Below are 25,076 nucleotides of genomic sequence, written 5' to 3'. Positions count from 1 at the left end.
ATTGCTCCCAAAACAATAACAAGAGAGCCCCGCATGACCGAACAACTGCCGCTGCAACGTTTCCAGTACTGGGTTGCCCAGTGTCCCGACAGGATCTGGCTGCGCCAGCCGGTTGCCGGGGTCTGGCACGATTTCACCTGGCGCCAGGTCGACGACCAGGCCCGGCGTTTGGCGGCTGCCTTGCAGGCGCTGGGCTGCGCGCCGGGTGAGCGGGTGGCGTTGCTGGCAAAGAACTGCGCCGAGTGGTTTATCAGCGACCTGGCCATTCAGCTGGCCGGGCTGGTCAGCGTGCCGCTGTATCCGCTGCAGTCTGCCGAGAGCATCGCCTATGTGCTGGAGCATGCGGCCTGCAAGGCGATCATCCTCGGCAAGCTGGACGAGCCGGACAAGCTGGAGAGCGGCATCGGGCCGCAGGTGCTGCGTCTGGCCATGCCCTATCCAACCCTGCGTGCGGACTACCAGTGGCACGAGTTGCAGGCCCATGCACCGTTGCAGGCGGCGCCTGTGCAGCAGGCCGACGAGTTGCTGAGCATCCTCTACACCTCCGGCACCACCGGCCAGCCCAAGGGTGTGATGCTCTCGGCGCAGGCCATGGCTTGTGCCGCCGCCAGCTCCTGTGCCGAGCTGCGCATCGATGAGCGCGACCAGTTCTTTTCCTTCCTGCCGCTGTCGCACGCCGCGGAGCGCTTTCTGGTGGAGATGAACAGCCTGTACAGCGGCGCCCAAGTGGCTTTCGTCGAGTCGCTGGACAGCTTCGCCAGCGACCTGCGCTATATCCGCCCGACCGTATTCTTCTCCGTGCCGCGCCTGTGGACGCGTTTCCAGCAAGGCGTGCTGGAGCGCCTGGCGCAACGCAAGCTCGATCTGCTGCTGCGCATTCCGCTGCTTGGCGGTCTGCTGGCGCGCAAGATCAAGCGCGGCCTGGGCCTGGATCGCGCACGCATCCTGGTCTCCGGCGCGGCGGCGATCTCGCCGGGGCTGCTCGACTGGTACCGGCGCCTGGGCCTGGTGATCTGCGAGGGCTACGGCATGACCGAGAACTTCGCCTATGGCACCTTCAATCGTCCCGGGCAGGTGCGCTTCGGCAGCGTCGGCCGGCCGATGCCGAACCTGGAGCTGCGTATCGCCGATAACGGCGAAGTGCTGTTCCGTGGGCCGACCCTGATGCAGGGCTATTACCGCGAGCCCGAACTCAGCGCCAAGGCCCTGGAGGGTGGTTGGCTGCACACCGGCGACAAGGGCGAGGTGGATGGCGACGGCTACCTGCGCATCACCGGGCGGGTCAAGGACATCTTCAAGACCAGCAAGGGCAAGTACGTGGCGCCGGCGCCGATCGAGGGCGAGATCGCCAAGAACACCTGGGTCGAGCAGGTCTGCCTGATGGGCAGCAACCTCGACCAGCCGCTGGCCCTGATCGAGCTGTCGCCGGCGGCGCGCCAGCAGCCGCGCGAGCAGGTCAGCGCCGCTCTGCAGGCGACTCTGAGCCAGCTCAACGCCGCGTTGCAGCCCCATGAGCGGCTCAGCCATCTGGTGCTGGTCAGCGAGGCCTGGACCGTGGACAACGATTGCATGACCCCGACCATGAAAATCCGCCGCAATGTGCTGGAGGCGCGCTACGCCGCGCTGGTCAGCAGCTTGCCGGGCAAACCACCACTGTATTGGGAAAATTGCTGATGAAGGGCCCGCTGGCTGCGCTGAAGGTTCTCGATTTCTCCACCCTGCTGCCGGGGCCGTTCGCCTCGCTGCTGCTGGCTGACATGGGCGCCGAGGTGCTGCGCATCGAGTCGCCGACGCGGGTTGACCTGGTGCGTGTGCTGCCGCCGTTCGATGGCGATAGCAGCACCAGCCACGCCTACCTCAACCGCAACAAGCGCTCGCTGGCCCTCGACCTGAAAAATCCTGCGGCGCTGGCGGTGGTGCACAAGCTGGTGGCCGAGTACGACATCGTGCTGGAGCAGTTCCGCCCCGGGGTGATGGAAAAACTCGGCCTCGGCTACGAGGCGCTGAAGGCGATTAATCCGCGGCTGATCTATGTGTCCATCACCGGCTACGGCCAGACCGGGCCGTACAAGGACCGCGCCGGCCATGACCTCAACTACCTGGCCCTGAGCGGCCTGGCCAGCTACACCGGGCGCCGCGACACGGGACCGCTGCCGCTGGGGGTGCAGGTGGCGGATGTCGCCGGTGGCTCGCTGCATGGGGTGATCGGCCTGCTCGCCGCGGTGATTGCCCGGCAAAGCACGGGGCAGGGCCAGCACGTGGACATCAGCATGACCGACTGCGCCTTCAGCCTGCATGCCATGGCCGGCGCCGGCTACCTCGGCGCCGGGGTGGAGCCGGCGATGGAGAACCAGGCGCTGAATGGCGGCAGCTTCTACGACTACTACCGCACCCGCGATGGCCGCTGGCTGTCGGTGGGCAGCCTGGAACCGCAGTTCATGCAGCAGTTCTGCGCGGTTATCGGGCGTCCGGAGCTGGCTGGGCGCGGTCTGTCGCCCAAACCGGAGGAGCAGAAGGCGCTCAAGCGCGAGATCGAGATCGAGATCGAGAAGCACGATCTGGCCGAGTGGCAGCAGCGCTTTGCCGCGGTGGATGCCTGCGTCGAACCGGTGCTCAACCTGTCCGAGGCGGTCGAACACCCGCAGCTGCAGGCGCGTGGCCTGGTCACCGCCGTGCCGCGCGCGGGCAAGCCGGCGCAGGCGCAGCTGGCCTGCCCGATCAAGTTCTCCGCAGGTCTGGAGCCGCCGCGGCATACCGGCACGGCGGTGGGCGCGCACAGCGCCGAGGTGCTGCGCGAGATCGGTTACAGCGAGGCGCAGATCGCCGAGTTGAAGGCCAGCAAGCTGCTGGGTTGATTCATGGCGCTCGGGTAGCCCGGATGTAATCCGGGTGAACAGGCCGCAGTAATTCCCGGATTGCATCCGGGCTACGGCCTGCCCACGAGAGCCGGGTAGCCGGTAGCGGGTGCTCTTGAAATTTTTCGGCCTGTCCCTATCTAGCTGAGTACGGGGTGCCGAAGTCGGGCCCCGGAATCAACCACTCGCTGAAATTCAGGAGACATACCATGAGTACTGCATTTTCCATAGCCCCGCTGTTTCGCCAATCCATCGGCTTCGACCGTTTCAATGACCTGTTCGAGTCGGCCCTGCGCAGCAATGAGGCCGGCAGCTCCTACCCACCGTACAACGTCGAGAAGCACGGCGACGACCAGTACCGCATCGTTATCGCGGCTGCCGGTTTCCATGAGGAAGACCTCGAACTGCAGGTCGAGCGCGGCGTGCTGACGGTGGTCGGCGGCAAGCGCGAGCGCAGCGCGGAGAACGTCACCTACCTGCACCAGGGCATCGCCCAGCGCGGCTTCAAGCTGTCGTTCCGCCTGGCCGACCATATCGAGGTCAAGGCTGCCAGCCTGATCAACGGCCTGCTGCATGTCGACCTGGTGCGTATCGTGCCGGAAGAGGCCAAGGCCAAGCGCATCCCGATCAATGGCCGGCAGCCTGCACTGAACAGCTGAGTTCCTGCAGTAACGAAAAAGGGCGCCTGCGGGCGCCCTTTTTCATGTGTTCTACTCAGTCATGACTTGAGCGCTAGTGCTGGTTGAGCACCAGCAGCTGACGGAAGTCGTCGAGCGGCAGCGGCTTGCTGAACAGATAACCCTGGTACAGATGGCAGCCTTCCTGCAGCAGGAACTCCAGCTGTTCGTTCTGCTCGACACCTTCGGCAATCATTTCCAGGTTCAGGCTGCGGGCCATGGCGACGATGGCGCGGATGATCTCGGCGTCGTTGGGGTCGCTGGTGGCGTCGCGTACGAACGACTGGTCGATCTTCAGCACATCCACCGGCAGGCGCTTGAGGTAGGTCAGCGAGCTATAGCCGGTGCCGAAGTCGTCCATGGCGAAACTGACGCCAAGCTTCTTCAAACGGTGCATCTTGGCGATGGTGTCGTCGAGGTTCTGGATCACGATGCCTTCGGTGATCTCCAGCTTGAGCATAGGCGCCGGCAGGCCGCTTTCCTTCAGGCTGCGTTCGACCAGTTCGACCAGGTCGTTCTGGCGGAACTGCCGTGGGCTGATGTTCACGCACAGCTGGAAGCTGTGCGCATCCACCAGGCCCTCGCGCAGCTGGTTGGCGCAGGCGTGGCAGGCTTCGCTGAGTACCCAGGTGCCGGCTTCGAGGATCAGCCCGCTTTCTTCGAGGACCTGGATGAACTGCCCGGGCGACTGCGGGCCGAGTGTCGGGTGAGTCCAGCGCAGCAGGGCTTCGGCGCCGATGATGCGGTTGTTACGGGCATCCACCTGGGGCTGGAAGTGCAGCTCGAACTCGCCGCGGGCCAGGGCCAGGCGCAGGTCGTTCTCCAGGCGCAGGCGCTCGCTGGCTTCGTCCTGCATGGCCTTGCGGAACATCTGCACGGTGTTGCGCCCGGAGTCCTTGGCCCGGTACAGGGCGATGTCGGCACGCTTGAGCAGGTCGGTCGGGTTGTCACCGTGGTCGGGCAGCAGGGCGATGCCGATACTCGGGGTCACCTGCAGGTGGTGGCCGTCGAGCAGCATCGGCTCGGCCAGCAGCTGGCGCAGTTTCTCTGCCACCTGGCGCACCTGGCGGCTGATCTCCGCGCGGCTGCCCTCCAGGCCGGAGAGCAGCACGACGAACTCGTCGCCACCCAGGCGGGCGACCGTGTCCTCCATGCGCACGCTGGCCTCCAGGCGCGCGGTGACCAGCTTGAGCACGGCATCGCCGACCGGGTGGCCGAGCGAGTCGTTGATGTGCTTGAAGTGGTCGAGGTCGAGAAACATCAGGGCGCCGCGCAGGTTATGGCGCTTGAGCAGGGCAATCTGCTGGACCAGGCGGTCCATCAGCAGCGCGCGGTTGGGCAGGTTGGTCAGTGGGTCGTGGTAGGCCAGGTGCTGGATCTGCGCCTGGGCATCCTTCAGTTCGCTGACGTCGCGGGCGTTGAGCAGCAGGCAGGCGATGCCATCCAGCTCGATCGGTTCGACCGAGACTTCCACCAGGCGGATGCTGCCGTCGCGGTTCTTGCCATGCATTTCCAGGTGATAGACACGTCCGTCACGCTGGAGGGTCTCGATCATCGCCACCCGTTCGCTGGGGTCGGCCCAGACGTCCAGCTCCAGCGAGCTGCGGCCGATGACTTCCTCGGCCGTGTAGCCGGTGAGGCGGGTGAAGCCCTCGTTGACCTCGATATAGCGCCCCGTGTCGCGCTCGGTGATGGTGATGGCGTCCGGGCTGGAGTGGAACGCCTTGGCGAACTTCTCCTGGCTGGCCTTGAGCGCCGCTTCGGCCTTTTGCTTCTCGCTGATATCGCGGAAGGTGGTGGTGATGCACAGCTGGCGCTCGACACGGATGAAGCGGCTGGAGACCACGCAGGTCAGCTCGTTGCCCGCCTTGGTGTGGAAGCGCGCCACCTCATTGCTCAGGCCCTGGTCGCGGGTGAGCTGTTTGAACAGCCGGTTGCGCTGCTCTTCATCGACCCAAAAGCCCAGTTGCGGGGCGCTCTGGCCGACGATTTCAGCGGGTAGCCAGCCGAAGGTCTCGCTGAAGCTGGGGTTGATCTCGATGAACTCGCCGTCGCGAATACGCGACACGCAGATCGGTTCCGGGCTGGACTGGAACAGGGTGACGAATTTCTCTTCGGAGGCGGCCAGGCGTTGTTCGCGCTGCACTCGCTCGCTGATGTCGACGAGAATGCCGGCCATGCGCATGGGCTGGCCAGCGTCATCGCGATAGAGCTTGGCGGTGCTTTCCAGGTAGTGGATGGCGCCGTTGCTGAAACGCGTGCGGTAGGTCACCTGATAGCTGTCGCGCCGACCCTCGACCAGCTCGTTATAGGTCACGCGCATGCTGTGGCGATCTTCCAGCGGCACATGCTTGAAGAACTCGCGGAACTTGCCGTGGTACTGCTGGGCGGGCAGGCCATGCAGCAGGGCGGCGCGCTCCGAGCCGAACAGGATGTCGCTGGGGATATCCCAGTCCCAGTTGCCCAGGCTGGCGGAGTCCAGGGCCAGGCTCAGGCGTTCCTGGCTGTCGCGCAGGGCCTGTTCCTGCACCCGCTCATGGCTGACGTCGCGCACGGTCAGAACCAGGCAGGGCTTGCCCGCCAGTTCGATTTCGCCACCAAAGATCAGGTTGTGGCTGAGCTGGCCATTGCGGCTGAACAGTTCTGCCTGCAGGTTCTGGCAGCTGCCGTCACGCTGCATGGCGTCCAGTAGCCGTTGGCGATCGGCGGGGCTTTTCCAGATGCCCAGCTCCAGGGAGGTGCGGCCAATGGCTTCGTCCTTGCTCCAGCCAAAGCGCTGCTCGAAGGCCGGGTTGATTTCGACGAAGGCGCCGTTGCTCTTGTCGGTGATCACCACGGCGTCGGGGGTCTGGCGGAAAGCCTTGGCGAATTTTTCCTCACTGGCGCGCAACGCCGCCTCGGCCTGCTTGCGCTCGGTGGTGTCGAGGAAGGTGCTGAACAGGCACGGTTCGTTCTCGATCTCGATGTACTGGCTGCGCAGCACGCCATGCAGTTGGCGGCCGTCGCGGGTATTGAGCTGGACTTCCTGAACGATCGGTTCCTGATCCGGCTGCGCGGCGCAGCGCAGTTCGTCCCGTTGCTGCAGGTTGCCCCAGATCTGCAGTTCCAGGGTGGTTTTGCCCTGGATTTCGGCCCGCTTCCAGCCGAACAGGTTTTCGAAGTGCTGATTGGCTTCGAAGATCGAACTGTCAGCCAGGCGGATCAACAGGGCGGCGTCGGGGCTCATGTGGAACAGGCTGGAGAAGAGCCGTTCCGATTGGCTTAGCGCGGTGGCGCGCTCCTGCTGTTCGGTAATGTCGCGGATCACCCCGAACACGCGTTTGTGGCCGTCGCTATCGACCTGCGGGCGGCCGCTGATTTCCAGCCAGTGCAGGCTGCCATCGGGCCAGCGGATGCGGTGGCGCAGGGGTTCGGGGTTGGGAATGCCGCTGAGGACTTGCTGGAACAGTTGCAGGACGGCGGCGCGGTCTTCCTCGGGGATCAGCTCGATATAGTCGACGCGCTGCTGCAGGGGGTGTTTGGGGTCAAGACCGAACAGGGCTTGGGCGCCGCGCGACCAGCTGACCTTGCCACTGTCGATGTCCCAGTACCAGGCGCCGAGGTGAGCGCCGTTCAGCGCGGCCAGCAGGCGCGGCGCGTCATGCCAGGTCTTCTCGAACTCGGCGGGATCCAGGGCCGGGATGAACGGCAGGGGGGGCAGCGGTTTGGGCGGTTTGGACATCGCGGGCTCGTTCTATGCACGGCAAGTCATCACCCGCAGAAGTGGATGGGACCGGAGCATGCAGGGCCTTTTTTATCGTTATGGCCCCACGTTAGCCGCAGGAGAGGCCTCTAGGCAAGGCCTGTGCGCTGTTCGTCGAGCAGGCGCATAAAGGCCTTGGCCGCATTCGACAGGGTGCGATCGGTATGCAGGATGTAGCCGAGCTGGCGGGTCAGCTGGATGCCGGGTAGCGGCAGGCGCACCACCTGTTCGTCGAGCATGGTGCGCGGCAGTACGCTCCAGGCCAGGCCGATGGAAACCATCATCTTGATGGTCTCCAGGTAGTTGGTGCTCATGCCGATATTGGGTGTCAGCCCTTCGGCCTCGAACAGGCGCCGTACGATGTGGTGGGTGAAGGTGTTGTCGCCGGGGAACACCGCCGGATGCCGGGCCACATCGGCCAGGCTGATGGCGCCGCGCACCAGCGGATGCTCGGGGGCGGCGACGAAGTCCAGCGGGTCGTCCCATACCGGCATGGCACGCACCGGCGAGCGGGTTTCCGGGGCCAGGGTGATCACTGCCAGCTCGGCGCGGCCATGCAGGATTTCCTCGTAGGCCACTTCCGAGTCGAGGAATTGGATGTCCAGGGCCACCTGCGGGTGGGCGCGGGTAAAGGCGCGCAGCAGCGGCGGCAGGCGGTGCAGGCCGATATGGTGGCTGGTGGCCAGGGTCAGGCGACCGGTGACTTCGCCATTCAGGTTGGTCAGCGCGCGGCGTGTGTCATCCAGCACATTGAGGATCTGGTAGGCGCGCGGCAGCAGGGCGCGCCCGGCTTCGGTTAGCCCGACCTCGCGGCCCAGGCGGTCGAACAGACGCACGTTGAGCTGCTGTTCCAGGCCGGCGATGCGCTTGCTCACGGCCGGTTGGGTCAAATGCAGGCGCTCTGCGGCTTCGGAGAAGCTGCCGGATTCGGCGATGGCGAGAAAGGCGTTGAGGTTGGCGAGATCCATGGGCATAGCTCCGGGCGGCAGCCATATAAAGGATGGCGAACATCTGCTAGCAACGTCAGGCGTGCAGCTTAGCGCTGCTGTATTCCGGCTGGGAATGCTTTGAATAAAAAATATGAATTGGAGTTATTTGATCCCAGCCCCTAGGATCGCCACATAGGTAAAAGGGCCATAGACCCTGCGCCCCACAAACCGCTGATGAGGATTGTTCCGATGGCCGGCAAAACGCTCTACGACAAGCTCTGGGAAATGCACGAGGTGAAGCGCCGTGACGATGGTTCGTCGCTGATCTACATCGACCGGCAGATCCTCCACGAAGTGACCTCGCCGCAGGCCTTCGAAGGGCTGCGTCTGGCTGCGCGCAAGCCGTGGCGCATCGATGCCAACATCGCCACCCCGGATCACAACGTGCCGACCACCAAGGCCGAGCGCCAGGGCGGCCTGGAGTCGATCGCCGACGAAGTGTCGCGCATCCAGGTGCAGACCCTCGACGAGAACTGCGACGATTTCGGCATCCTCGAATTCAAGATGAACGACAGCCGCCAGGGCATCGTCCACGTGGTCGGCCCGGAGCAGGGCGCCACCCTGCCGGGCATGACCGTGGTCTGCGGTGACTCGCACACCTCCACTCACGGCGCCTTCGGTGCCCTGGCCCACGGCATCGGCACCTCCGAGGTCGAGCACGTGCTCGCCACCCAGTGCTTGGTGGCCAAGAAGATGAAGAACATGCAGGTGCGCGTCGAAGGCCAGCTGCCGGCCGGCGTCACCGCCAAGGACATCGTCCTCGCGGTGATCGGCAAGATCGGCACCGCCGGCGGCAACGGCCATGCCCTGGAATTCGCCGGCAGCGCGATTCGCGAGCTGTCGCTGGAAGGGCGCATGACCATCTGCAATATGTCCATCGAGGCTGGCGCCCGCGTCGGCCTGGTGGCGGTGGACGAGAAGACCATTGCCTACGTCGAGGGTCGTCCGTTCTCACCCAAGGGCGAAGATTGGGACAAGGCCGTGGCCGCCTGGGCCGACCTGGTGTCCGATGCTGATGCGGTGTTTGACACCGTGGTCGAACTGGACGCCGCCGAGATCAAGCCGCAGGTCAGCTGGGGCACTTCGCCGGAAATGGTCCTGGCCGTCGATCAGCGTGTGCCGGACCCGGCCGCCGAAGCCGACCCGGTCAAGCGCGACTCGATTGTGCGTGCCCTGAAATACATGGGCCTGACCGCCAACCAGGCGATCACCGATATCCAGTTGGACCGCGTGTTCATCGGTTCCTGCACCAACTCGCGGATCGAAGACCTGCGCGCCGCCGCCGAAGTGGCCAAGGGGCGCAAGGTCGCCAGCACCGTCAAGCAGGCGCTGGTGGTGCCGGGTTCCGGCCTGGTCAAGGCGCAGGCCGAGGCCGAAGGGCTGGACAAGATCTTCATCGAGGCCGGTTTCGAATGGCGTGAACCGGGCTGCTCCATGTGCCTGGCGATGAACCCGGACAAGCTCGGCAGCGGCGAGCATTGCGCGTCCACCTCCAACCGCAACTTCGAAGGCCGTCAGGGTGCCGGCGGGCGTACCCACCTGGTCAGCCCGGCGATGGCCGCAGCAGCCGCGGTGACCGGCCGTTTCATCGATGTACGCGAACTGATGCAGGCCTGAGGAGACCGAATATGAAAGCTTTCACCCAACACACCGGTCTCGTCGCGCCGCTCGATCGCGCCAACGTCGACACCGACCAGATCATCCCCAAGCAGTTCTTGAAGTCGATCAAGCGCAGCGGCTTCGGCCCCAACCTGTTCGACGAGTGGCGCTACCTGGATGTCGGTCAGCCGAACCAGGACAGCTCGGGTCGCCCGATCAATAAGGACTTCGTGCTGAACTTCCCGCGCTATCAAGGCGCCAGTGTGCTGCTGGCCCGCGAGAACTTCGGTTGTGGTTCGAGCCGCGAGCACGCGCCGTGGGCGCTGGAAGAGTACGGTTTCCGTACCATCATCGCGCCGAGCTTCGCCGACATCTTCTTCAACAACAGCTTCAAGAACGGCCTGTTGCCGATCATCCTCAAGGATGAAGAAGTCGACGCGCTGTTCCAGCAGGCTGAGGCCGCCGAGGGCTACCAGCTGACCGTCGACCTGGCGGCGCAGACCGTGACCCGCCCGGATGGCGTGCAGTACCGCTTCGAGGTCGACGCCTTCCGCAAGCATTGCCTGCTCAATGGTCTGGACGATATCGGTCTGACCCTGCAGGACGCCGAGGCGATCAAGGCTTTCGAAGGCAAACACCAGCAGAGCAGCCCTTGGCTGTTCGGCGCGATCAAGTGATTTAAGGATTGAGCATGAGCAAGCAGATTCTGGTTCTTCCTGGCGATGGCATCGGCCCGGAAATCATGGCCGAGGCGGTCAAGGTGCTGCAGCTGGCCAATGACAAGTACAGCCTGGGTTTCGAGCTGAGCTTCGATGAGCTGGGCGGTGCTGCAGTCGACAAATACGGCGTGCCGCTGGCCGACGAAACCCTGGCGCGCGCGCGGGCTGCCGATGCCATCCTGCTCGGCGCCGTCGGTGGGCCGAAGTGGGACAAGATCGACCCGGCCATCCGCCCGGAACGCGGCCTGCTGAAAATCCGTTCGCAGCTGGGCCTGTTCGCCAACCTGCGCCCGGCCATCCTCTATCCGCAGCTGGCCGACGCCTCGTCGCTGAAGCCGGAAGTGGTGGCGGGTCTGGATATCCTCATCGTCCGCGAGCTGACCGGCGGCATCTACTTCGGCCAGCCGCGCGAAAGCAAGGTGCTGGAAACCGGCGAGCGCATGGCCTACGACACCCTGCCGTACAGCGAGAGCGAGATCCGTCGCATCGCCCAGGTCGGTTTCGACATGGCCCGCGTGCGCGGAAAGAAGCTGTGCTCGGTGGACAAGGCCAACGTGCTGGCGTCCAGCCAGCTGTGGCGTGCCGTGGTCGAGGAAGTGGCCAAGGGCTACCCGGACGTCGAGCTGTCTCACATGTACGTGGACAACGCGGCCATGCAGCTGGTGCGTGCGCCCAAGCAGTTCGACGTGATGGTCACCGACAACATGTTCGGCGACATCCTGTCGGATGAGGCTTCCATGCTCACCGGTTCCATCGGCATGCTGCCGTCCGCCTCGCTGGACGCCAACAACAAGGGCATGTACGAGCCGTGCCACGGCTCGGCGCCGGATATTGCCGGCCAGGGTATCGCCAACCCGCTGGCGACCATCCTCTCGGTGTCGATGATGCTGCGCTACAGCTTCAACCAGGCTGTGGCCGCCGATGCCATCGAGCTGGCGGTGAGCAAGGTGCTCGATCAGGGGCTGCGTACCGGTGACATCTTCTCCGCTGGCATGACCAAGGTCGGTACGGCCGGCATGGGCGATGCAGTGGTCGAGGCCCTGCGCAATCTGTAATCTCTGCGGCCCGCTGCGCGGCAGCGGCCTGCTTCTTCTTTAGGGTGTAGTGGTTATGAAACGTGTAGGTCTGATCGGTTGGCGCGGTATGGTCGGTTCCGTGCTCATGCAGCGCATGCTGGAAGAGCGTGACTTCGACCTGATCGAGCCGGTGTTCTTCACCACCTCCAACGTCGGCGGCCAGGGCCCGGCCGTGGGCAAGGACGTCGCCCCGCTGAAGGATGCCTACAACATCGACGAACTCAAGGGCCTGGACGTGATCCTGACCTGCCAGGGCGGCGACTACACCAGCGAAGTCTTCCCCAAGCTGCGCGAAGCCGGCTGGAACGGCTACTGGATCGACGCGGCCTCCAGCCTGCGCATGGCCGATGACTCGGTGATCGTGCTGGATCCGGTCAACCGCAAGGTCATCGACCAGTCGCTGGATGGCGGCGTGAAGAACTACATCGGCGGCAACTGCACCGTCAGCCTGATGCTGATGGCCCTGGGCGGCCTGTACGAGGCCGGTCTGGTCGAGTGGATGAGCGCCATGACCTACCAGGCGGCGAGCGGTGCCGGCGCGCAGAACATGCGCGAGCTGATCAAGCAGATGGGCGCCATCCATGGTGCCGTGGCTGACGATCTGGCCAACCCGGCCAGCGCCATCCTCGATATCGATCGCAAGGTCGCCGAGGCCATGCGCGGTGAAGCCTTCCCGGTGGACAATTTCGGCATGCCGCTGGCCGGCAGTCTGATTCCCTACATCGACAAGGAACTGCCGAACGGACAGAGCCGCGAAGAGTGGAAGGGTCAGGCCGAGACCAACAAGATCCTCGGTCGCAACAAGAGCCCGATCCCGGTCGACGGCCTGTGCGTGCGCATCGGCGCCATGCGCTGCCACAGCCAGGCGCTGACCATCAAGCTGAACAAGGATGTGCCGCTGGCCGACATCGAAGGCCTGATCAGCCAGCACAACCCCTGGGTCAAGCTGGTGCCGAACCAGCGTGAAGCCAGCATCCGCGATCTGGGCCCGACTGCTGTGACTGGTACCCTGAGCGTGCCGATTGGCCGTCTGCGCAAGCTCAACATGGGCTCGCAGTACCTCGGTGCCTTCACCGTTGGCGACCAACTGCTGTGGGGTGCGGCCGAGCCGCTGCGGCGCATGCTGCGGATCCTCCTGGAGCGCTGATCCGTCAGCAGGCAGCAGAAAAGGGCCGGTGATCACCGGCCTTTTTTGTTTCTGTGGTCAGCCTTTCGGGCGGCAGGTAGAGTGCCGCCCATTCGGCTCTCTTGTGCAAGGTTCCCATGTCCCAATCCTTTGATATCGCGGTAGTCGGCGCCACCGGTACGGTCGGCGAAGCCATCGTGCAACTGCTTGAAGAACGCGAATTTCCTGTCGGTACCCTGCATCTACTGGCCGGCAGCGCTTCGGCTGGGCAGTCCGTGCCGTTTCGCGGCAAGAACCTGCGCGTGCGCGAGCTGGCGGATTTCGACTTTACTCAGGTGCGCCTGGCCTTCTTCTGTGCGGGTGAGGCGATCAGTCGGGCGTCGGCACTCAAGGCCCACGCGGCAGGCTGTTCGGTAATCGATCTGAGCGCCGGGCTGTCGCTACAGCAGGCGCCGCGCCTGGTGCCGGAAGCGAACGCAGAATTGTTGGCTACGCTCAAAGCGCCTTATCTATTGGCCAGCCCCGTGCCGGTGGTAGCCGCGCTGGCGCTGGTGCTGGCACCGCTGCGTGCACGACTCGACCTGCAGAAAGTCACGCTTACTGCAGTGCTGGCGGTCTCCAGTCAGGGTAGGGAAGGGATTGCCGAGCTGGCGAAGCAGACTACCGAGCTGCTCAATATGCGCCCGCTGGAGCCCAAGGTGTTCGATCAGCAGATCGCGTTCAATCTGCTGGCTCGAGTCGGGACGCTGGAGGAGGGCGGCCATGCCGTTCTCGAACGGCGTGTGGCAGAGGAGTTGAAGCAGGTGCTGGCGCTGCCGGCGTTACGAGTCTCGGCAACCTGCGTGCAGGCGCCGGTTTTCTTCGGCGATAGCCTGACGGTCTCGCTGCAGGCCGCGCAACCGGTGGATGTGGCCAAGGCTGCACAAGGGCTGGAGGCGCAGGCCGGTATCGAGCTGGTCGAGGCGGGCGATTACCCCAGCGTGGTGGGCGATGCGGTGGGCCAGGATGAAGTCTATGTCGGGCGTCTGCGCGTGGGGCTGGACGACCCGGCAGAACTCAATTTGTGGATTGCGTCTGATAATGTGCGAAAAGGCTCGGCGCTAAATGCTGTGCAAATTGCCGAGTTGTTGATAAAACACTATCTGTAAAAGATACTTAGCCCCAAATTTGAAGAATCTTTCTAGCTTGGCAATACTGGTTTGGCTGATCGCTGACGGGGAACCGCTTTAAGCGGGTGCAGGCAGTGACCTTCAAGATCCTCTCGATTATCGAGAAAAAAGATAAAACAAGGGATTACGCTATGGTTCGGGTTCGCAAACTAGTGCTGGCAATCGCGGCTGCTTCGGCGATGACTTCCGGTGCGGCGCATGCGCTTGGGCTGGGGGAAGTTACCCTCAAGTCTTCGCTGAGCCAGCCGTTGGTGGCGGAAATCGAATTGCTCGAGGTGCGCGATCTCGGCACTACCGAAGTGGTTCCGGCCCTGGCGTCCCCCGAGGAGTTCAACAAGGCTGGCGTCGATCGCCAGTACTTCCTGACCGACCTCAAGTTCACCCCGGTGATCAAGCCCAACGGCAAGAGCGTAATCCGCATCACCTCCAGCAAGCCGGTGCGCGAGCCCTACCTGAACTTCCTGGTAGAAGTGCTGTGGCCCAACGGGCGCCTGCTGCGTGAGTACACCCTGCTGCTCGATCCGCCCATGTATTCGCCGCAGCCTGTGGTTGCCGCAGCGCCACGTCTGCCTGTATCTGCGCCCGTTTCTGCCCCTGCGCCGCGTCCGCAGAGCGTCGCGCCGACGCCGCGTCCGGTTGCTCCGGCCGCTCCGGCTGCACCGCGGCCGACGCCTGCTGCCAGCACCGCCGCGCAGATCTCCGGTGATCAGTACAAGACCACATCCAACGACACGCTCTGGGAAATTGCCCAGCGTTCGCGCCACAGCGGCTCCGTACATCAAGCCATGCTGGCGATCCAGGAACTCAATCCGAACGCCTTCGTCGATGGCAATATCAATCGCCTGAAAAGCGGCCAGGTGTTGCGTCTTCCCGATGAACAACAGGTCAAGAGCCGTAGCCAGGCGCAAGCGATTGCCCAGGTTACCGAGCAGAACACTGCCTGGCGTGAAGGTCGCAGTCTGGCTGCTACTGGTACACGCCAACTGGATGCGACCAAACGCTCCGAAGTGGGTGCTGCTCCGGCCAAGGCCGAGAGCAAGGACAGCCTGAAGCTGGTTGCTGCCGAAAGCGGCAAGTCTGCTGGCGGTAGCGAGAAAGGCGCTGGCGACAGCAAAGCACTGAATGACCAGTTGGCCGTGACCAAAGAGAGCCTGGATTCTACGCGTCGTGAGAACGAAGAGCTGAAGGATCGTATGGGTGATCTGCAGGGCCAGTTGGACAAGCTGCAGAAACTGATCGAGTTGAAGGACAATCAGCTGGCCAAGTTGCAGGGTGACCTGGCCAATCAGAGCAAGGTCGTTCCTGCTGCCAGTGCTCCAGTGGCGCCGCCGGTTCCGGTGGAAGCGAAGACCCCAGTCGCAAGCAAGCCGGTTGAGGCCAAGGCTCCGGTTACCGAGCCCAAGGTCGAGACGCCCAAGCCGGCGACACCTGATTACAACTACAGCGAAGAACCGGCGCCCAAGGTAGAGCCGGTCAAGCCGGTTGCTGTGGCCCCGGCCAAGCCGGCAGAAGTCGCCAAGCCGGAGAAGCCGCCGGTCAAGAAACCCGTAGTCGTGCAGGAGCCTGCGCCGACCAGCTTCATCGATGATCTGATGGCAAATCCGATGCTGCTAGGTGCGTTAGGTGGCGGTGCCCTGCTGGCCTTGCTGGTTGGCCTGATGGTGGTTTCCCGTCGCAACGCGATGAAAGAGGCCGAGCTGCAAGAGAGCCTGGCCGGTGATGATGTCTCCGCTAGCCCTTTCGAAGCTGATCTGGATATGCCGGAAGACAGCTTTGCCGGTCTGGATAGTGCTTCCTCGGACACCGAAGTTCGCGAGCAGGAGCGTGTTGCTCCGCAGACTGCCGATGCCCTGGGTGAGGCGGATATCTATATTGCTTACGGCAAATTCAGCCAGGCGGCCGAGCTGCTGCAGAACGCCATCAATGATGAGCCGCAGCGCAGTGATCTGCGTCTGAAGCTGATGGAAGTCTATGCCGAGCTGGGTGATCGTGATGGCTTCGCCCGTCAGGAGCAGGAGCTGCGCGAAATCGGCGGTGGCGCTGCTGCCGTTGATCAGCTCAAGGCCAAATACCCAGCCATGGTGGTCGGTGCTGCCGCCGGCATGGCTGCGTTGGATGATCTGGACTCTTTCAGTCTCGATGACCTGACCCTGGATGAGCCTGCTGCTCCGTCCAAGGGCGCCGACCTGGATGATGCTTTCGATCTGAGCCTGGATGACCTGGATAGCGATCTGCAGGAAGCCGCCACGTCGAGCGCGTCCGATCTGGATGAGTTGAGTCTTGATCTGCCAGCCACTGAAACCAGTGCGGCCGCCGATCTGGATTTCGATCTGGACCTGGGTGCAGACAACACTGCTGATGCTCTGGAGTTGGGTGATGATCTGGCGGATTTCAGCCTGGATCTGGAGGCCGACAGCAAGCCTGCCGAGCTGGCCGAAGATGATTTCATGCTCAGCCTGGAAGATGAGCCGGCGGTATCGCTGAGTTCTGCTCCGGCGGAAGCCGAGCTGGATATGTCGGCCGATTTCGACCTGTCGCTGGCCGATGAGCCAGTTGCCAGCGCCCCGGCTGCCGACAGTTTCGCTGCTCAGCTGGATGAAGTGAGTGCCGAGCTGGAGCAGCTGAGTGGCGGTCTGGATGAGCCTCTGCTGGCTGACGAACTGCCGATGGCTGCAGCACCGGAGTCGGCTGCTACAGGATTGGATATGGACGACGATTTTGACTTCCTTTCAGGGACCGATGAAACCGCGACCAAGCTGGATCTGGCGCGTGCTTACATCGATATGGGCGACACCGAAGGCGCTCGCGACATCCTCGACGAAGTAGTCGCCGAAGGTAACGAAGGTCAGCAGCAGGAAGCGCGCGAGCTGATCAGCAAACTGGTTTGATAAATGTCTGAAGCAATACCATCAACGGCAGCCGATTCGGCTGCCGTTGGCGTTTCCAGGATTGCCCTGGGCGTCGAATACCGGGGTTCGCGTTATCGTGGCTTCCAGCGTCAGCGGGCTGGCGTTCCGTCTATTCAGGAGAGCCTGGAAAAGGCGCTGTCCAAGGTCGCCGGTGGTGCGCCGGTCATCTTGAGCTGTGCCGGGCGTACCGACGCGCTGGTGCATGCCAGTGGCCAGGTGGTGCACTTCGATACGAGTGTCGAGCGCACCATGCACTCATGGGCGATGGGCGCCAATCTCAACCTGCCAGCCGATATCAGCGTTACCTGGGCCAAGGCCATGCCGCGTGAGTTCGATGCGCGCTTCAGTGCCATGGCCCGGCGTTATCGCTACGTGATCTACAACGATCAGATCCGTCCGGCGCACATGGCTGAGGAAGTCACCTGGAATCACCGGCCGCTGGATATCGAGCGCATGCGTGCGGCGGCCCGCTATCTGGTGGGTACCCATGACTTCAGTGCCTTCCGCGCGCGCCAGTGTCAGGCCAAGTCGCCGATCAAGACCGTGCACCACCTGGAGCTGCTCGAGCACGGGCGTTTCATCGTGCTGGATATTCGTGCCAATGCCTTCCTGCATCACATGGTGCGTAACTTCGCTGGGGTGCTGATGACCATCGGTGCCGGCGAACGGCCGGTGGAGTGGGTGGAGGAGGTGCTGGAAAGCCGGGTGCGGCGTACCGGTGGGGTCACTGCGCACCCCTATGGCCTGTACCTGGTGCAGGTCGAATACCCGGCAGAGTTCGAATTGCCGCAGCGTTACCTGGGGCCGCATTTTCTCTCCGGCCTGCCGGATGTGATGGCCGCGCGCTAGGCTGCTGCGGCGAAAAGACTCCGGCAGTTTTGCTATCATCGATTTTTTCCTACAAGGTGCCAGTACTTGTCAGCCGTTCGCAGCAAGATTTGCGGTATTACCCGTGTCGAGGATGCACTTGCAGCCGCTGCTGCGGGTGCCGATGCCATAGGTTTGGTGTTCTATGCCAAGAGTCCGCGTGCGGTCAGCGTGGCGCAGGCGCAGCAGATCATTGCGGCGTTGCCGCCGTTCGTGACCACGGTTGGCCTGTTCGTGGATATGCCGCGGGCCGAGTTGCAGCAGATCCTGACGCAGGTGCCACTGGATCTCCTCCAGTTCCATGGTGATGAGTCGGTCGAGCAGTGCGAGGGCTACGGTCGCCCTTACATCAAGGCGCTGCGGGTCAAGGCCGGCGATGATATTGCCGCGCAGATGGCGCGCTACCCCAGTGCTTCCGGCGTTCTATTGGACACCTTCGTCGAGGGTGTCCCCGGTGGTACCGGTTTGGCCTTCGACTGGTCGCTGGTGCCGGCCGAGCTGCCCAAGCCGGTGATCCTGGCTGGCGGGTTGACCCCGGATAACGTCGCGGCAGCCATCGCCCAGGTACGTCCCTATGCGGTGGATATCAGTGGTGGCGTGGAGTCGGCGAAGGGCATCAAGGATGCCGGCAAGGTTCGGGCTTTTATTCGTGCGGCACGCGGCGCCTGATGTGACGGGCGGGGCCTGCCTGCCGTCCATAAGCAGTCTTTGAGTCGTCCAGGCAGGCCGGTTTGGCTGGGCTGCATGGGCCATGAGTATGAGTTTACCGGCGCGTAGCGTCGCACCGGGTCAGCTACGGAGAGTGAGCATGAGCAACTGGTTGAGAGAAAAGCTGATCCCTTCGATCATGCGTTCCGAGGTCAAGAAGAGCTCGGTGCCGGAAGGGTTGTGGCACAAGTGCCCGTCCTGCGACGCCGTGCTGTATCGCCCCGAGCTGGAAAAGACCGAAGATGTCTGCCCCAAGTGCAACCACCACATGCGCATCGATGCGCGCAGCCGTCTGGACATCTTCCTCGACCCGGACGGGCGCGAGGAAATCGGCGCCGAGCTGGAGCCGGTGGATCGCCTGAAATTCCGTGACAGCAAGAAGTACAAGGACCGCCTGGCCGCCGCGCAGAAGGATACCGGCGAGAAGGATGCGCTGATCTCCATGAGCGGTACCCTGTTGGGCATGCCGATCGTCACCTGCGCCTTCGAGTTCAGCTTCATGGGGGGCTCCATGGGTGCCATCGTCGGTGAGCGCTTCGTGCGTGCCGCCAACGTGGCCCTGGAAAAGCGCTGCCCGCTGGTGTGCTTCGCCGCTTCCGGCGGTGCGCGCATGCAGGAGGCGCTGATCTCTCTGATGCAGATGGCTAAGACTTCCGCCGTACTGGCGCGCCTGCGCGAAGAGGGCATTCCCTTCATCTCCGTACTGACTGACCCGGTTTACGGCGGCGTTTCCGCCAGCCTGGCCATGCTCGGTGACGTGATTGTTGCCGAGCCGCGCGCGCTGATCGGCTTCGCCGGCCCGCGGGTGATCGAGCAGACCGTGCGCGAGAAACTGCCGGAAGGCTTCCAGCGCAGCGAGTTCCTGCTCGAGCATGGCGCCATCGACATGATCATCCATCGTCAGGAACTGCGTCCGCGCCTGGCCCGCCTGCTGGCGCAGCTGCAGCACCTGCCGGCACCTGCCCTTGCTCAGGTTCCGGCCACGGCATGACTGAACGTACCCTCGCCGACTGGCTCGTCTATCTGGAGCAGCTGCACCCCAGTGCCATCGACATGGGCCTGGAGCGCAGCCGCCAGGTCGCCGAGCGGCTCGGCCTGGGTAAGCCCGCGCCGCGGGTGGTCACGGTCACCGGCACCAATGGCAAGGGTTCCACCTGCGCCTTCCTGGCTTCCCTGTTGCGTGGTCAGGGACTCAAGGTCGGGGTCTACAGTTCGCCCCACCTGCTGCACTACAACGAACGCGTGCTGATCGATGATGCGCAGGCCGACGATGCGTCCCTGTGCATGGCGTTTGCCGCAGTAGAGGCGGCGCGTGGCGAAATTTCCCTGACCTACTTCGAGATGGGCACCCTGGCGGCCTTCTGGCTGTTCGAGCGCGCCGGTCTCGATGCGGTAGTGCTGGAGGTCGGCCTGGGCGGGCGTCTGGATGCGGTCAATCTGATCGATGCGGATATCGCTCTGGTGACCAGCATCGGCATCGACCACGCCGACTGGCTGGGCGACACGCGCGAGTCGGTGGCCTTCGAGAAGGCGGGTATCTTCCGCCAGAGCCGTCCGGCGCTGTGTGGCGATCTCGATCCGCCTCAGCCGCTGCTGGATCAGGTGGCCAGGCTCGATTGCCCGTTCTTCTTGCGTGGTCGCGACTATGACCTCGCCGTTACCGAGCAGAACTGGCACTGGTGGGGGCTGAATGCCGCCGGTAGCGTGCTGGAATTGCACGATCTGCCATTGCTCGACCTGCCCATGGAAAATGCTGCCCTGGCCCTCCAGGCCTACGCCTTGCTGGGTCTGCCCTGGCAGTCGAGTGCGATTCAGGCGGCTCTGCTGGCTACGCGAGTGACCGGGCGCCTGGATCGCCGCCAGCTGCAGTGGCAGGGCAAGACCCTGCAGTTGCTGCTGGATGTCGGGCATAACCCGCATGCCGCCGATTACCTGGCTACCCGCTTGGCGGCAACGCCACCGGTGGGGCGGCGCCTGGCGGTTTTCGGTCTGTTGCAGGACAAGGATCTGGCGGGTGTGCTGACGCCTCTGCTGGGCGAAGTGCAGGGCTGGGCGGTGGCGCCTTTGCCGAGTCCGCGCAGCCGGCCCGTCGGTGAGTTGCAGGCGACTTTGCGCAATCTCGGCGCCAACGTGCTTGCCTGTGACAGCGTTGCCGAGGCATTGTTGGCACAATGTCGACAGGCGACCGCCGAGGATGAAATCCTCGTGTTCGGTTCTTTCTATTGTGTGGCCGAGGCCCTGGAATGGCTGGGGCAACAGGCGGAGGCAGGGAATGGCAGTGCTGGATAAAGGGTTGAAGCAGCGGATAGTCGGCGCCTTGGTGCTGGTTGCGCTGGCGGTGATCTTTCTGCCGATGCTGTTTTCCCGCGAGGATGAGCTGCGCCAGGTGGTAGTCGATGCGCCTGCCATGCCGCAGGCGCCTGCCATGCCCGAGGTTGCCCTGGATCCGGTCGAGGTGCCCCAGCCGATTGCGCCGGAGCAGGTGCCGCCGGTTGAGCCCCTGGAGGTTCCGGAAGTTGCCGATGCGCCGACTGAGCCAGCTGCGGCTACTCCAGCGGCAGTCGAGCCGAGCAAGCCCGAGCGTCTGGATGCCAGCAGCCTGCCAGTTAGCTGGTCGGTGCAGCTGGCCAGTCTGTCCAGTCGCAGTGGCGCCGAGGACCTGCAGAAAAAACTGCGCAGCCAGGGCTACAACGCCTATGTGCGCACCTTCGAAGGCATGAATCGGGTGTTCGTCGGCCCCCTGGTCGAGCGCGCCGAGGCTGATCGCCTGCGTGACCAGCTGAACCGCCAGCAGAAGCTCAATGGCTTCGTGGTGCGCTTCCAGCCGGAAAACGGCTGATCTCTATCGCGACCATATAGCAGCCCCGGCTTACCCGGCGGGGCTGGCTCTGTTAAAATCCGCCGCCTTTCCCGTCTGTAGGCAGCATCGTGGCATTCACTTGGGTCGATTGGGCGATTATCGCCGTCATCGCCATTTCCAGTCTGATCAGCCTGAAACGCGGCTTCTTCAAGGAAGCGCTGTCGCTGCTGACCTGGATCATCGCAGGCGTCGTGGCCTGGATGTTCGGCGGCGCCCTGTCACAGCACCTCACTGAATTTATCGAAACCCCGTCGATGCGGGTCATCGCCGCCTGCGCCATTTTGTTCATCGCCACCTTGCTGGTCGGTGCGCTGGTCAATTTCCTTATTGGTGAACTGATCCGGGTGACCGGTTTGTCGGGCACCGATCGTTTTCTCGGCATGGTCTTCGGCGCTGCGCGTGGTGCCTTGCTGGTGGTGGTGCTGGTCGGGCTGGTCAGCCTGGCGCCGGTGCAACAGGACAAATGGTGGCAGCAGTCGAGTCTGCTGCCGCATTTTCTGATGGTGGCGGACTGGTCGAAGAACCTGATTCTCGGTCTGTCCAGTCAGTGGTTGGCGAGCGGTATCAGCGCGCCGGCCGATCTGCCGTTCAAAGAGGCCTTCTCGCAGCCTAAACTGCCTGAAAGCCTGTAGATCTAGCCTGATTCACAACGTAGGGGTTGCGTCACATGTGTGGCATTGTCGGTATTGTCGGTAAGTCCAACGTCAACCAGTCGCTGTATGACGCGCTGACCGTCCTCCAGCATCGCGGCCAGGACGCTGCCGGTATCGTGACCAGCCATGGCGGCCGGTTGTTTCTGCGCAAGGACAACGGCCTGGTGCGGGACGTGTTCCAGCAGCGCCACATGCAGCGCCTGGTCGGCCAGGTCGGCATCGGCCATGTGCGTTACCCGACTGCAGGCAGCTCCAGCTCTGCCGAGGCGCAGCCGTTCTACGTCAACTCGCCCTACGGCATCACCCTGGCGCACAATGGCAACCTGACCAACGTCGAGCAGCTGTCGCGCGAGATCTACGAATCCGACCTGCGCCACGTCAATACCAACTCCGACTCGGAAGTGCTGCTCAACGTGTTCGCCCATGAGCTGGCGGTGCGCGGCAAGCTGCAGCCGACCGAGGAAGACGTGTTTGCCGCCGTTGCCGGTGTGCATGCGCGTTGCAAGGGCGGCTATGCGGTAGTGGCGATGATCACCGGTTACGGTGTCGTCGGGTTCCGCGACCCCTATGCAATTCGTCCGATCGTCTTCGGTCATCGCCATACCGATGAAGGTGTGGAGTACATGATCGCTTCCGAGAGCGTTGCCCTCGACGTGCTCGGTTTCACCCTGATTCGCGACCTGGCGCCGGGCGAAGCGGTGTACATCACCGAAGACGGCAACCTGCACACCCGCCAGTGCGCGGCCAACCCGCAGCTGTCGCCGTGCATCTTCGAACACGTCTACCTGGCCCGCCCGGACTCGCTGATGGATGGCGTGTCGGTGTACAAGGCGCGCCTGCGCATGGGTGAGAAGCTGGCCGAGAAGATCCTGCGCGAGCGCCCGGATCACGACATCGACGTGGTCATCCCGATTCCGGACACCAGCCGTACCTCGGCGCTGGAGCTGGCCAATCACCTGGGTGTGAAGTTCCGCGAAGGCTTCGTCAAGAACCGCTACATCGGCCGTACCTTCATCATGCCCGGCCAGGCCGCGCGGAAGAAATCGGTACGGCAGAAGCTCAACGCCATCGAGCTGGAGTTCCGCGGCAAGAACGTGATGCTGGTGGACGACTCCATCGTGCGCGGCACCACCTGCAAGCAGATCATCCAGATGGCCCGCGAAGCCGGGGCGAAGAATGTGTATTTCTGCTCCGCCGCACCGGCCGTGCGCTACCCGAATGTCTACGGCATCGACATGCCCAGCCCGCACGAGCTGATCGCCCACGGTCGTAGCACCGAGCAGGTAGCCGAGCTGATCGGCGCCGACTGGCTGATCTACCAGGATCTGCCGGACCTAATCGACGCGGTCGGTGGCGGCAAGGTCAAGATCGAGCATTTCGACTGTGCGGTGTTCGATGGCCAGTACGTCACCGGTGACGTCAACGAGGTCTACCTGAACAAGATCGAGCAGGCGCGCAATGACGCCAGCAAATCAACTGCAGAAGCGGTCAGTGCGATCATCGATCTGCACAACGACTGATAGCGAGGAGCTGCCGATGAGCCAGGATTGGGATGCAGGACGGCTGGACAGCGACCTCGAGGGCGTTGGCTTCGACACCCTGGCCGTGCGCGCCGGGCAGCACCGCACGCCGGAAGGCGAGCATGGTGAGGCGCTGTTCCTCACCTCCAGCTACGTGTTCCGCACCGCCGCCGATGCTGCCGCACGCTTCGCCGGCGAAGTGCCGGGCAACGTCTACTCGCGCTACACCAACCCGACCGTGCGTGCCTTCGAGGAGCGCATGGCCGCCCTGGAAGGCGCCGAGCAGGCGGTGGCGACCGCCTCCGGCATGTCGGCGATCCTGGCCATCGTCATGAGCCTGTGCAGTGCCGGCGACCATGTGCTGGTGTCGCGCAGCGTGTTCGGCTCGACCATCAGCCTGTTCGAGAAGTACCTGAAGCGCTTCGGTATCCAGGTGGATTACCCGCCGCTGGCCGATCTGGCTGGCTGGGAAGCGGCGTTCAAGGCCAATACCAAGCTGCTGTTCGTCGAGTCACCGTCCAACCCGCTGGCCGAGCTGGTGGATATCGCCGCGTTGGCGGAAATCGCCCATGCCCGTGGCGCGCTGCTGGCGGTGGACAACTGCTTCTGCACCCCGGCGCTGCAGCAACCGCTGAAGCTCGGCGCGGACATCGTCATGCACTCGGCGACCAAGTTCATCGATGGTCAGGGTCGCGGCATGGGTGGCGTAGTGGCCGGGCGCAAGGCGCAGATGGAAGGCGTGGTCGGTTTCCTGCGCACCGCCGGGCCGACCCTCAGTCCGTTCAATGCCTGGCTGTTCCTCAAGGGCCTGGAGACCCTGCGCGTACGCATGCAGGCGCATTGCGCCAGCGCCCAGCACCTGGCCGAATGGCTGGAGCAGCAGTCGGGCATCGAGCATGTCTACTACTCCGGCCTGCCCAGCCACCCGCAACATGAGCTGGCCAAGCGGCAGCAGAGCGGTTTCGGTGCGGTAGTCAGTTTCGAAGTGAAGGGTGGCAAGGAGGCGGCCTGGCGCTTTATCGATGCGACGAAAGTCATTTCGATCACCACCAACCTCGGCGATACCAAGACCACCATCGCCCACCCGGCGACCACCTCCCACGGCCGCCTGTCGCCGCAGGAGCGGGCCAATGCTGGTATCCGCGACAACCTGATCCGGGTGGCTGTGGGCCTGGAAGATGTTGCCGACCTCAAAGCCGATCTGGCTCGCGGTCTCGCCGCACTCTAAGAGCCATTGCTCCCGGCGGGCAAGCCGCCGGGAATGTCTCCTGCCTGTGGTGGTCTAGTCTTGGGATGACAATCCCAGGCTAGGAGCCCCCATGAGTCTCATACTTTTTCTGTTGATCGGCGCCATTGCCGGCTGGATCGCTGGCAAGTTGTTGCGTGGCGGCGGTTTCGGCCTGATCGGCAACCTGGTGGTCGGCATAGTCGGCGCGGTGATCGGTGGTCACCTGTTCAGTTATCTGGGTGTATCGGCGGGCGGCGGCCTGATCGGTTCGCTGGTGACGGCGGTGATCGGCGCTCTGGTGCTGCTGTTTATCGTCGGCCTGATCAAGAAAGCCTGATCAGCCTTGCTCTGCCCGGCTAAAGGGGCAGAGCAGGGCGTT

The 25,076-nt window shown here is 63.8% G+C and carries 20 protein-coding genes; 18 read left to right on the top strand and 2 right to left on the bottom strand.

Annotation, left to right across the window (positions count from 1 at the left end; translation table 11 throughout):
- The first annotated feature begins 33 nt into the window (after positions 1-33).
- The 3 genes from LRS11_RS18945 (at position 34) to LRS11_RS18935 (ending at position 3,514) form a co-directional block, all read left to right on the top strand.
- Entirely contained in the window at positions 34-1,674 is a 1,641-nt protein-coding gene (locus LRS11_RS18945) for an AMP-binding protein (RefSeq protein WP_260494398.1), read from the top strand.
- The gene (locus LRS11_RS18940) at positions 1,674-2,855 is read left to right on the top strand and encodes a CaiB/BaiF CoA transferase family protein (RefSeq protein WP_260494397.1); all 1,182 of its coding nucleotides are present in this window, start codon (positions 1,674-1,676) and stop codon (positions 2,853-2,855) included. The genes LRS11_RS18945 and LRS11_RS18940 overlap by 1 nt, the downstream gene beginning before the upstream one ends.
- Positions 2,856-3,064: 209 nt before the next feature.
- Positions 3,065-3,514: an Hsp20 family protein gene (locus tag LRS11_RS18935; RefSeq protein ID WP_260494396.1), complete on the top strand. Its 450-nt coding sequence runs from the start codon at positions 3,065-3,067 to the stop codon at positions 3,512-3,514.
- A gap of 73 nt (positions 3,515-3,587) precedes the next feature.
- On the opposite strand, the gene LRS11_RS18930 is transcribed toward LRS11_RS18935, so the two are convergent.
- Together LRS11_RS18930 and LRS11_RS18925 are read right to left on the bottom strand one after the other, a co-directional pair.
- Positions 3,588-7,253 (bottom strand): PAS domain S-box protein, encoded by a 3,666-nt coding sequence (locus LRS11_RS18930; RefSeq protein ID WP_260494395.1) that lies wholly within the window; start codon positions 7,251-7,253, stop codon positions 3,588-3,590.
- Positions 7,254-7,363: 110 nt separating this feature from the next.
- Positions 7,364-8,242 (bottom strand): LysR family transcriptional regulator, encoded by an 879-nt coding sequence (locus LRS11_RS18925; RefSeq protein WP_260494394.1) that lies wholly within the window; start codon positions 8,240-8,242, stop codon positions 7,364-7,366.
- A gap of 210 nt (positions 8,243-8,452) precedes the next feature.
- Here LRS11_RS18925 and leuC point away from each other — a divergent pair, with 210 nt between their 5' ends.
- From leuC to LRS11_RS18850, 15 genes are all read left to right on the top strand, one after another.
- Entirely contained in the window at positions 8,453-9,880 is a 1,428-nt protein-coding gene (gene leuC / locus LRS11_RS18920; protein ID WP_260494393.1) for a 3-isopropylmalate dehydratase large subunit, read from the top strand.
- Between the two features lie 11 nt (positions 9,881-9,891).
- Positions 9,892-10,539 (top strand): 3-isopropylmalate dehydratase small subunit, encoded by a 648-nt coding sequence (leuD, locus tag LRS11_RS18915; protein WP_260494392.1) that lies wholly within the window; start codon positions 9,892-9,894, stop codon positions 10,537-10,539.
- Between the two features lie 14 nt (positions 10,540-10,553).
- On the top strand, positions 10,554-11,636 hold the full coding sequence (gene leuB, locus LRS11_RS18910; RefSeq protein ID WP_260494391.1) for a 3-isopropylmalate dehydrogenase: 1,083 nt from the start codon (positions 10,554-10,556) through the stop codon (positions 11,634-11,636).
- 55 nt (positions 11,637-11,691) lie between these two features.
- Positions 11,692-12,804 (top strand): aspartate-semialdehyde dehydrogenase, encoded by a 1,113-nt coding sequence (asd, locus tag LRS11_RS18905; RefSeq protein WP_260494390.1) that lies wholly within the window; start codon positions 11,692-11,694, stop codon positions 12,802-12,804.
- A gap of 116 nt (positions 12,805-12,920) precedes the next feature.
- Positions 12,921-13,931, top strand: coding sequence for an aspartate-semialdehyde dehydrogenase (locus LRS11_RS18900; protein WP_260494389.1), 1,011 nt, complete (start codon positions 12,921-12,923; stop codon positions 13,929-13,931).
- A 152-nt stretch (positions 13,932-14,083) separates the two neighbouring features.
- Positions 14,084-16,840: a FimV/HubP family polar landmark protein gene (locus LRS11_RS18895; RefSeq protein WP_260494388.1), complete on the top strand. Its 2,757-nt coding sequence runs from the start codon at positions 14,084-14,086 to the stop codon at positions 16,838-16,840.
- A gap of 3 nt (positions 16,841-16,843) precedes the next feature.
- Positions 16,844-17,710 carry a tRNA pseudouridine(38-40) synthase TruA gene (gene truA / locus LRS11_RS18890; RefSeq protein ID WP_260494387.1) on the top strand — a complete coding sequence of 289 codons (867 nt, stop codon included), beginning with the start codon at positions 16,844-16,846 and terminating at the stop codon, positions 17,708-17,710.
- 66 nt (positions 17,711-17,776) lie between these two features.
- Positions 17,777-18,397 carry a phosphoribosylanthranilate isomerase gene (locus LRS11_RS18885; protein ID WP_260494386.1) on the top strand — a complete coding sequence of 207 codons (621 nt, stop codon included), beginning with the start codon at positions 17,777-17,779 and terminating at the stop codon, positions 18,395-18,397.
- A gap of 139 nt (positions 18,398-18,536) precedes the next feature.
- The gene (accD, locus tag LRS11_RS18880) at positions 18,537-19,427 is read left to right on the top strand and encodes an acetyl-CoA carboxylase, carboxyltransferase subunit beta (RefSeq protein ID WP_260494385.1); all 891 of its coding nucleotides are present in this window, start codon (positions 18,537-18,539) and stop codon (positions 19,425-19,427) included.
- Complete coding sequence (folC, locus tag LRS11_RS18875; protein WP_260494384.1) at positions 19,424-20,725, top strand: bifunctional tetrahydrofolate synthase/dihydrofolate synthase; 1,302 nt, start codon at positions 19,424-19,426, stop codon at positions 20,723-20,725. Before accD ends, folC begins: the two co-directional genes overlap by 4 nt.
- Positions 20,709-21,275, top strand: a complete 567-nt coding sequence (locus tag LRS11_RS18870) for an SPOR domain-containing protein (RefSeq protein WP_260494383.1) — start codon at positions 20,709-20,711, stop codon at positions 21,273-21,275. Before folC ends, LRS11_RS18870 begins: the two co-directional genes overlap by 17 nt.
- 89 nt (positions 21,276-21,364) lie before the next feature.
- On the top strand, positions 21,365-21,928 hold the full coding sequence (locus tag LRS11_RS18865) for a CvpA family protein (RefSeq protein ID WP_260494382.1): 564 nt from the start codon (positions 21,365-21,367) through the stop codon (positions 21,926-21,928).
- 35 nt (positions 21,929-21,963) lie between these two features.
- Complete coding sequence (gene purF, locus LRS11_RS18860; protein ID WP_260494381.1) at positions 21,964-23,469, top strand: amidophosphoribosyltransferase; 1,506 nt, start codon at positions 21,964-21,966, stop codon at positions 23,467-23,469.
- 16 nt (positions 23,470-23,485) lie between these two features.
- Complete coding sequence (locus LRS11_RS18855) at positions 23,486-24,697, top strand: O-succinylhomoserine sulfhydrylase (protein WP_260494380.1); 1,212 nt, start codon at positions 23,486-23,488, stop codon at positions 24,695-24,697.
- 91 nt (positions 24,698-24,788) lie between these two features.
- Positions 24,789-25,034, top strand: a complete 246-nt coding sequence (locus LRS11_RS18850) for a GlsB/YeaQ/YmgE family stress response membrane protein (protein ID WP_182833445.1) — start codon at positions 24,789-24,791, stop codon at positions 25,032-25,034.
- The last annotated feature ends 42 nt before the right edge of the window (positions 25,035-25,076 follow it).

The sequence above is a fragment of the Pseudomonas sp. J452 genome, from assembly GCF_024666525.1.
GTDB lineage: Bacteria > Pseudomonadota > Gammaproteobacteria > Pseudomonadales > Pseudomonadaceae > Aquipseudomonas.
This window is presented reverse-complemented; position numbering and strand designations above follow the sequence as displayed.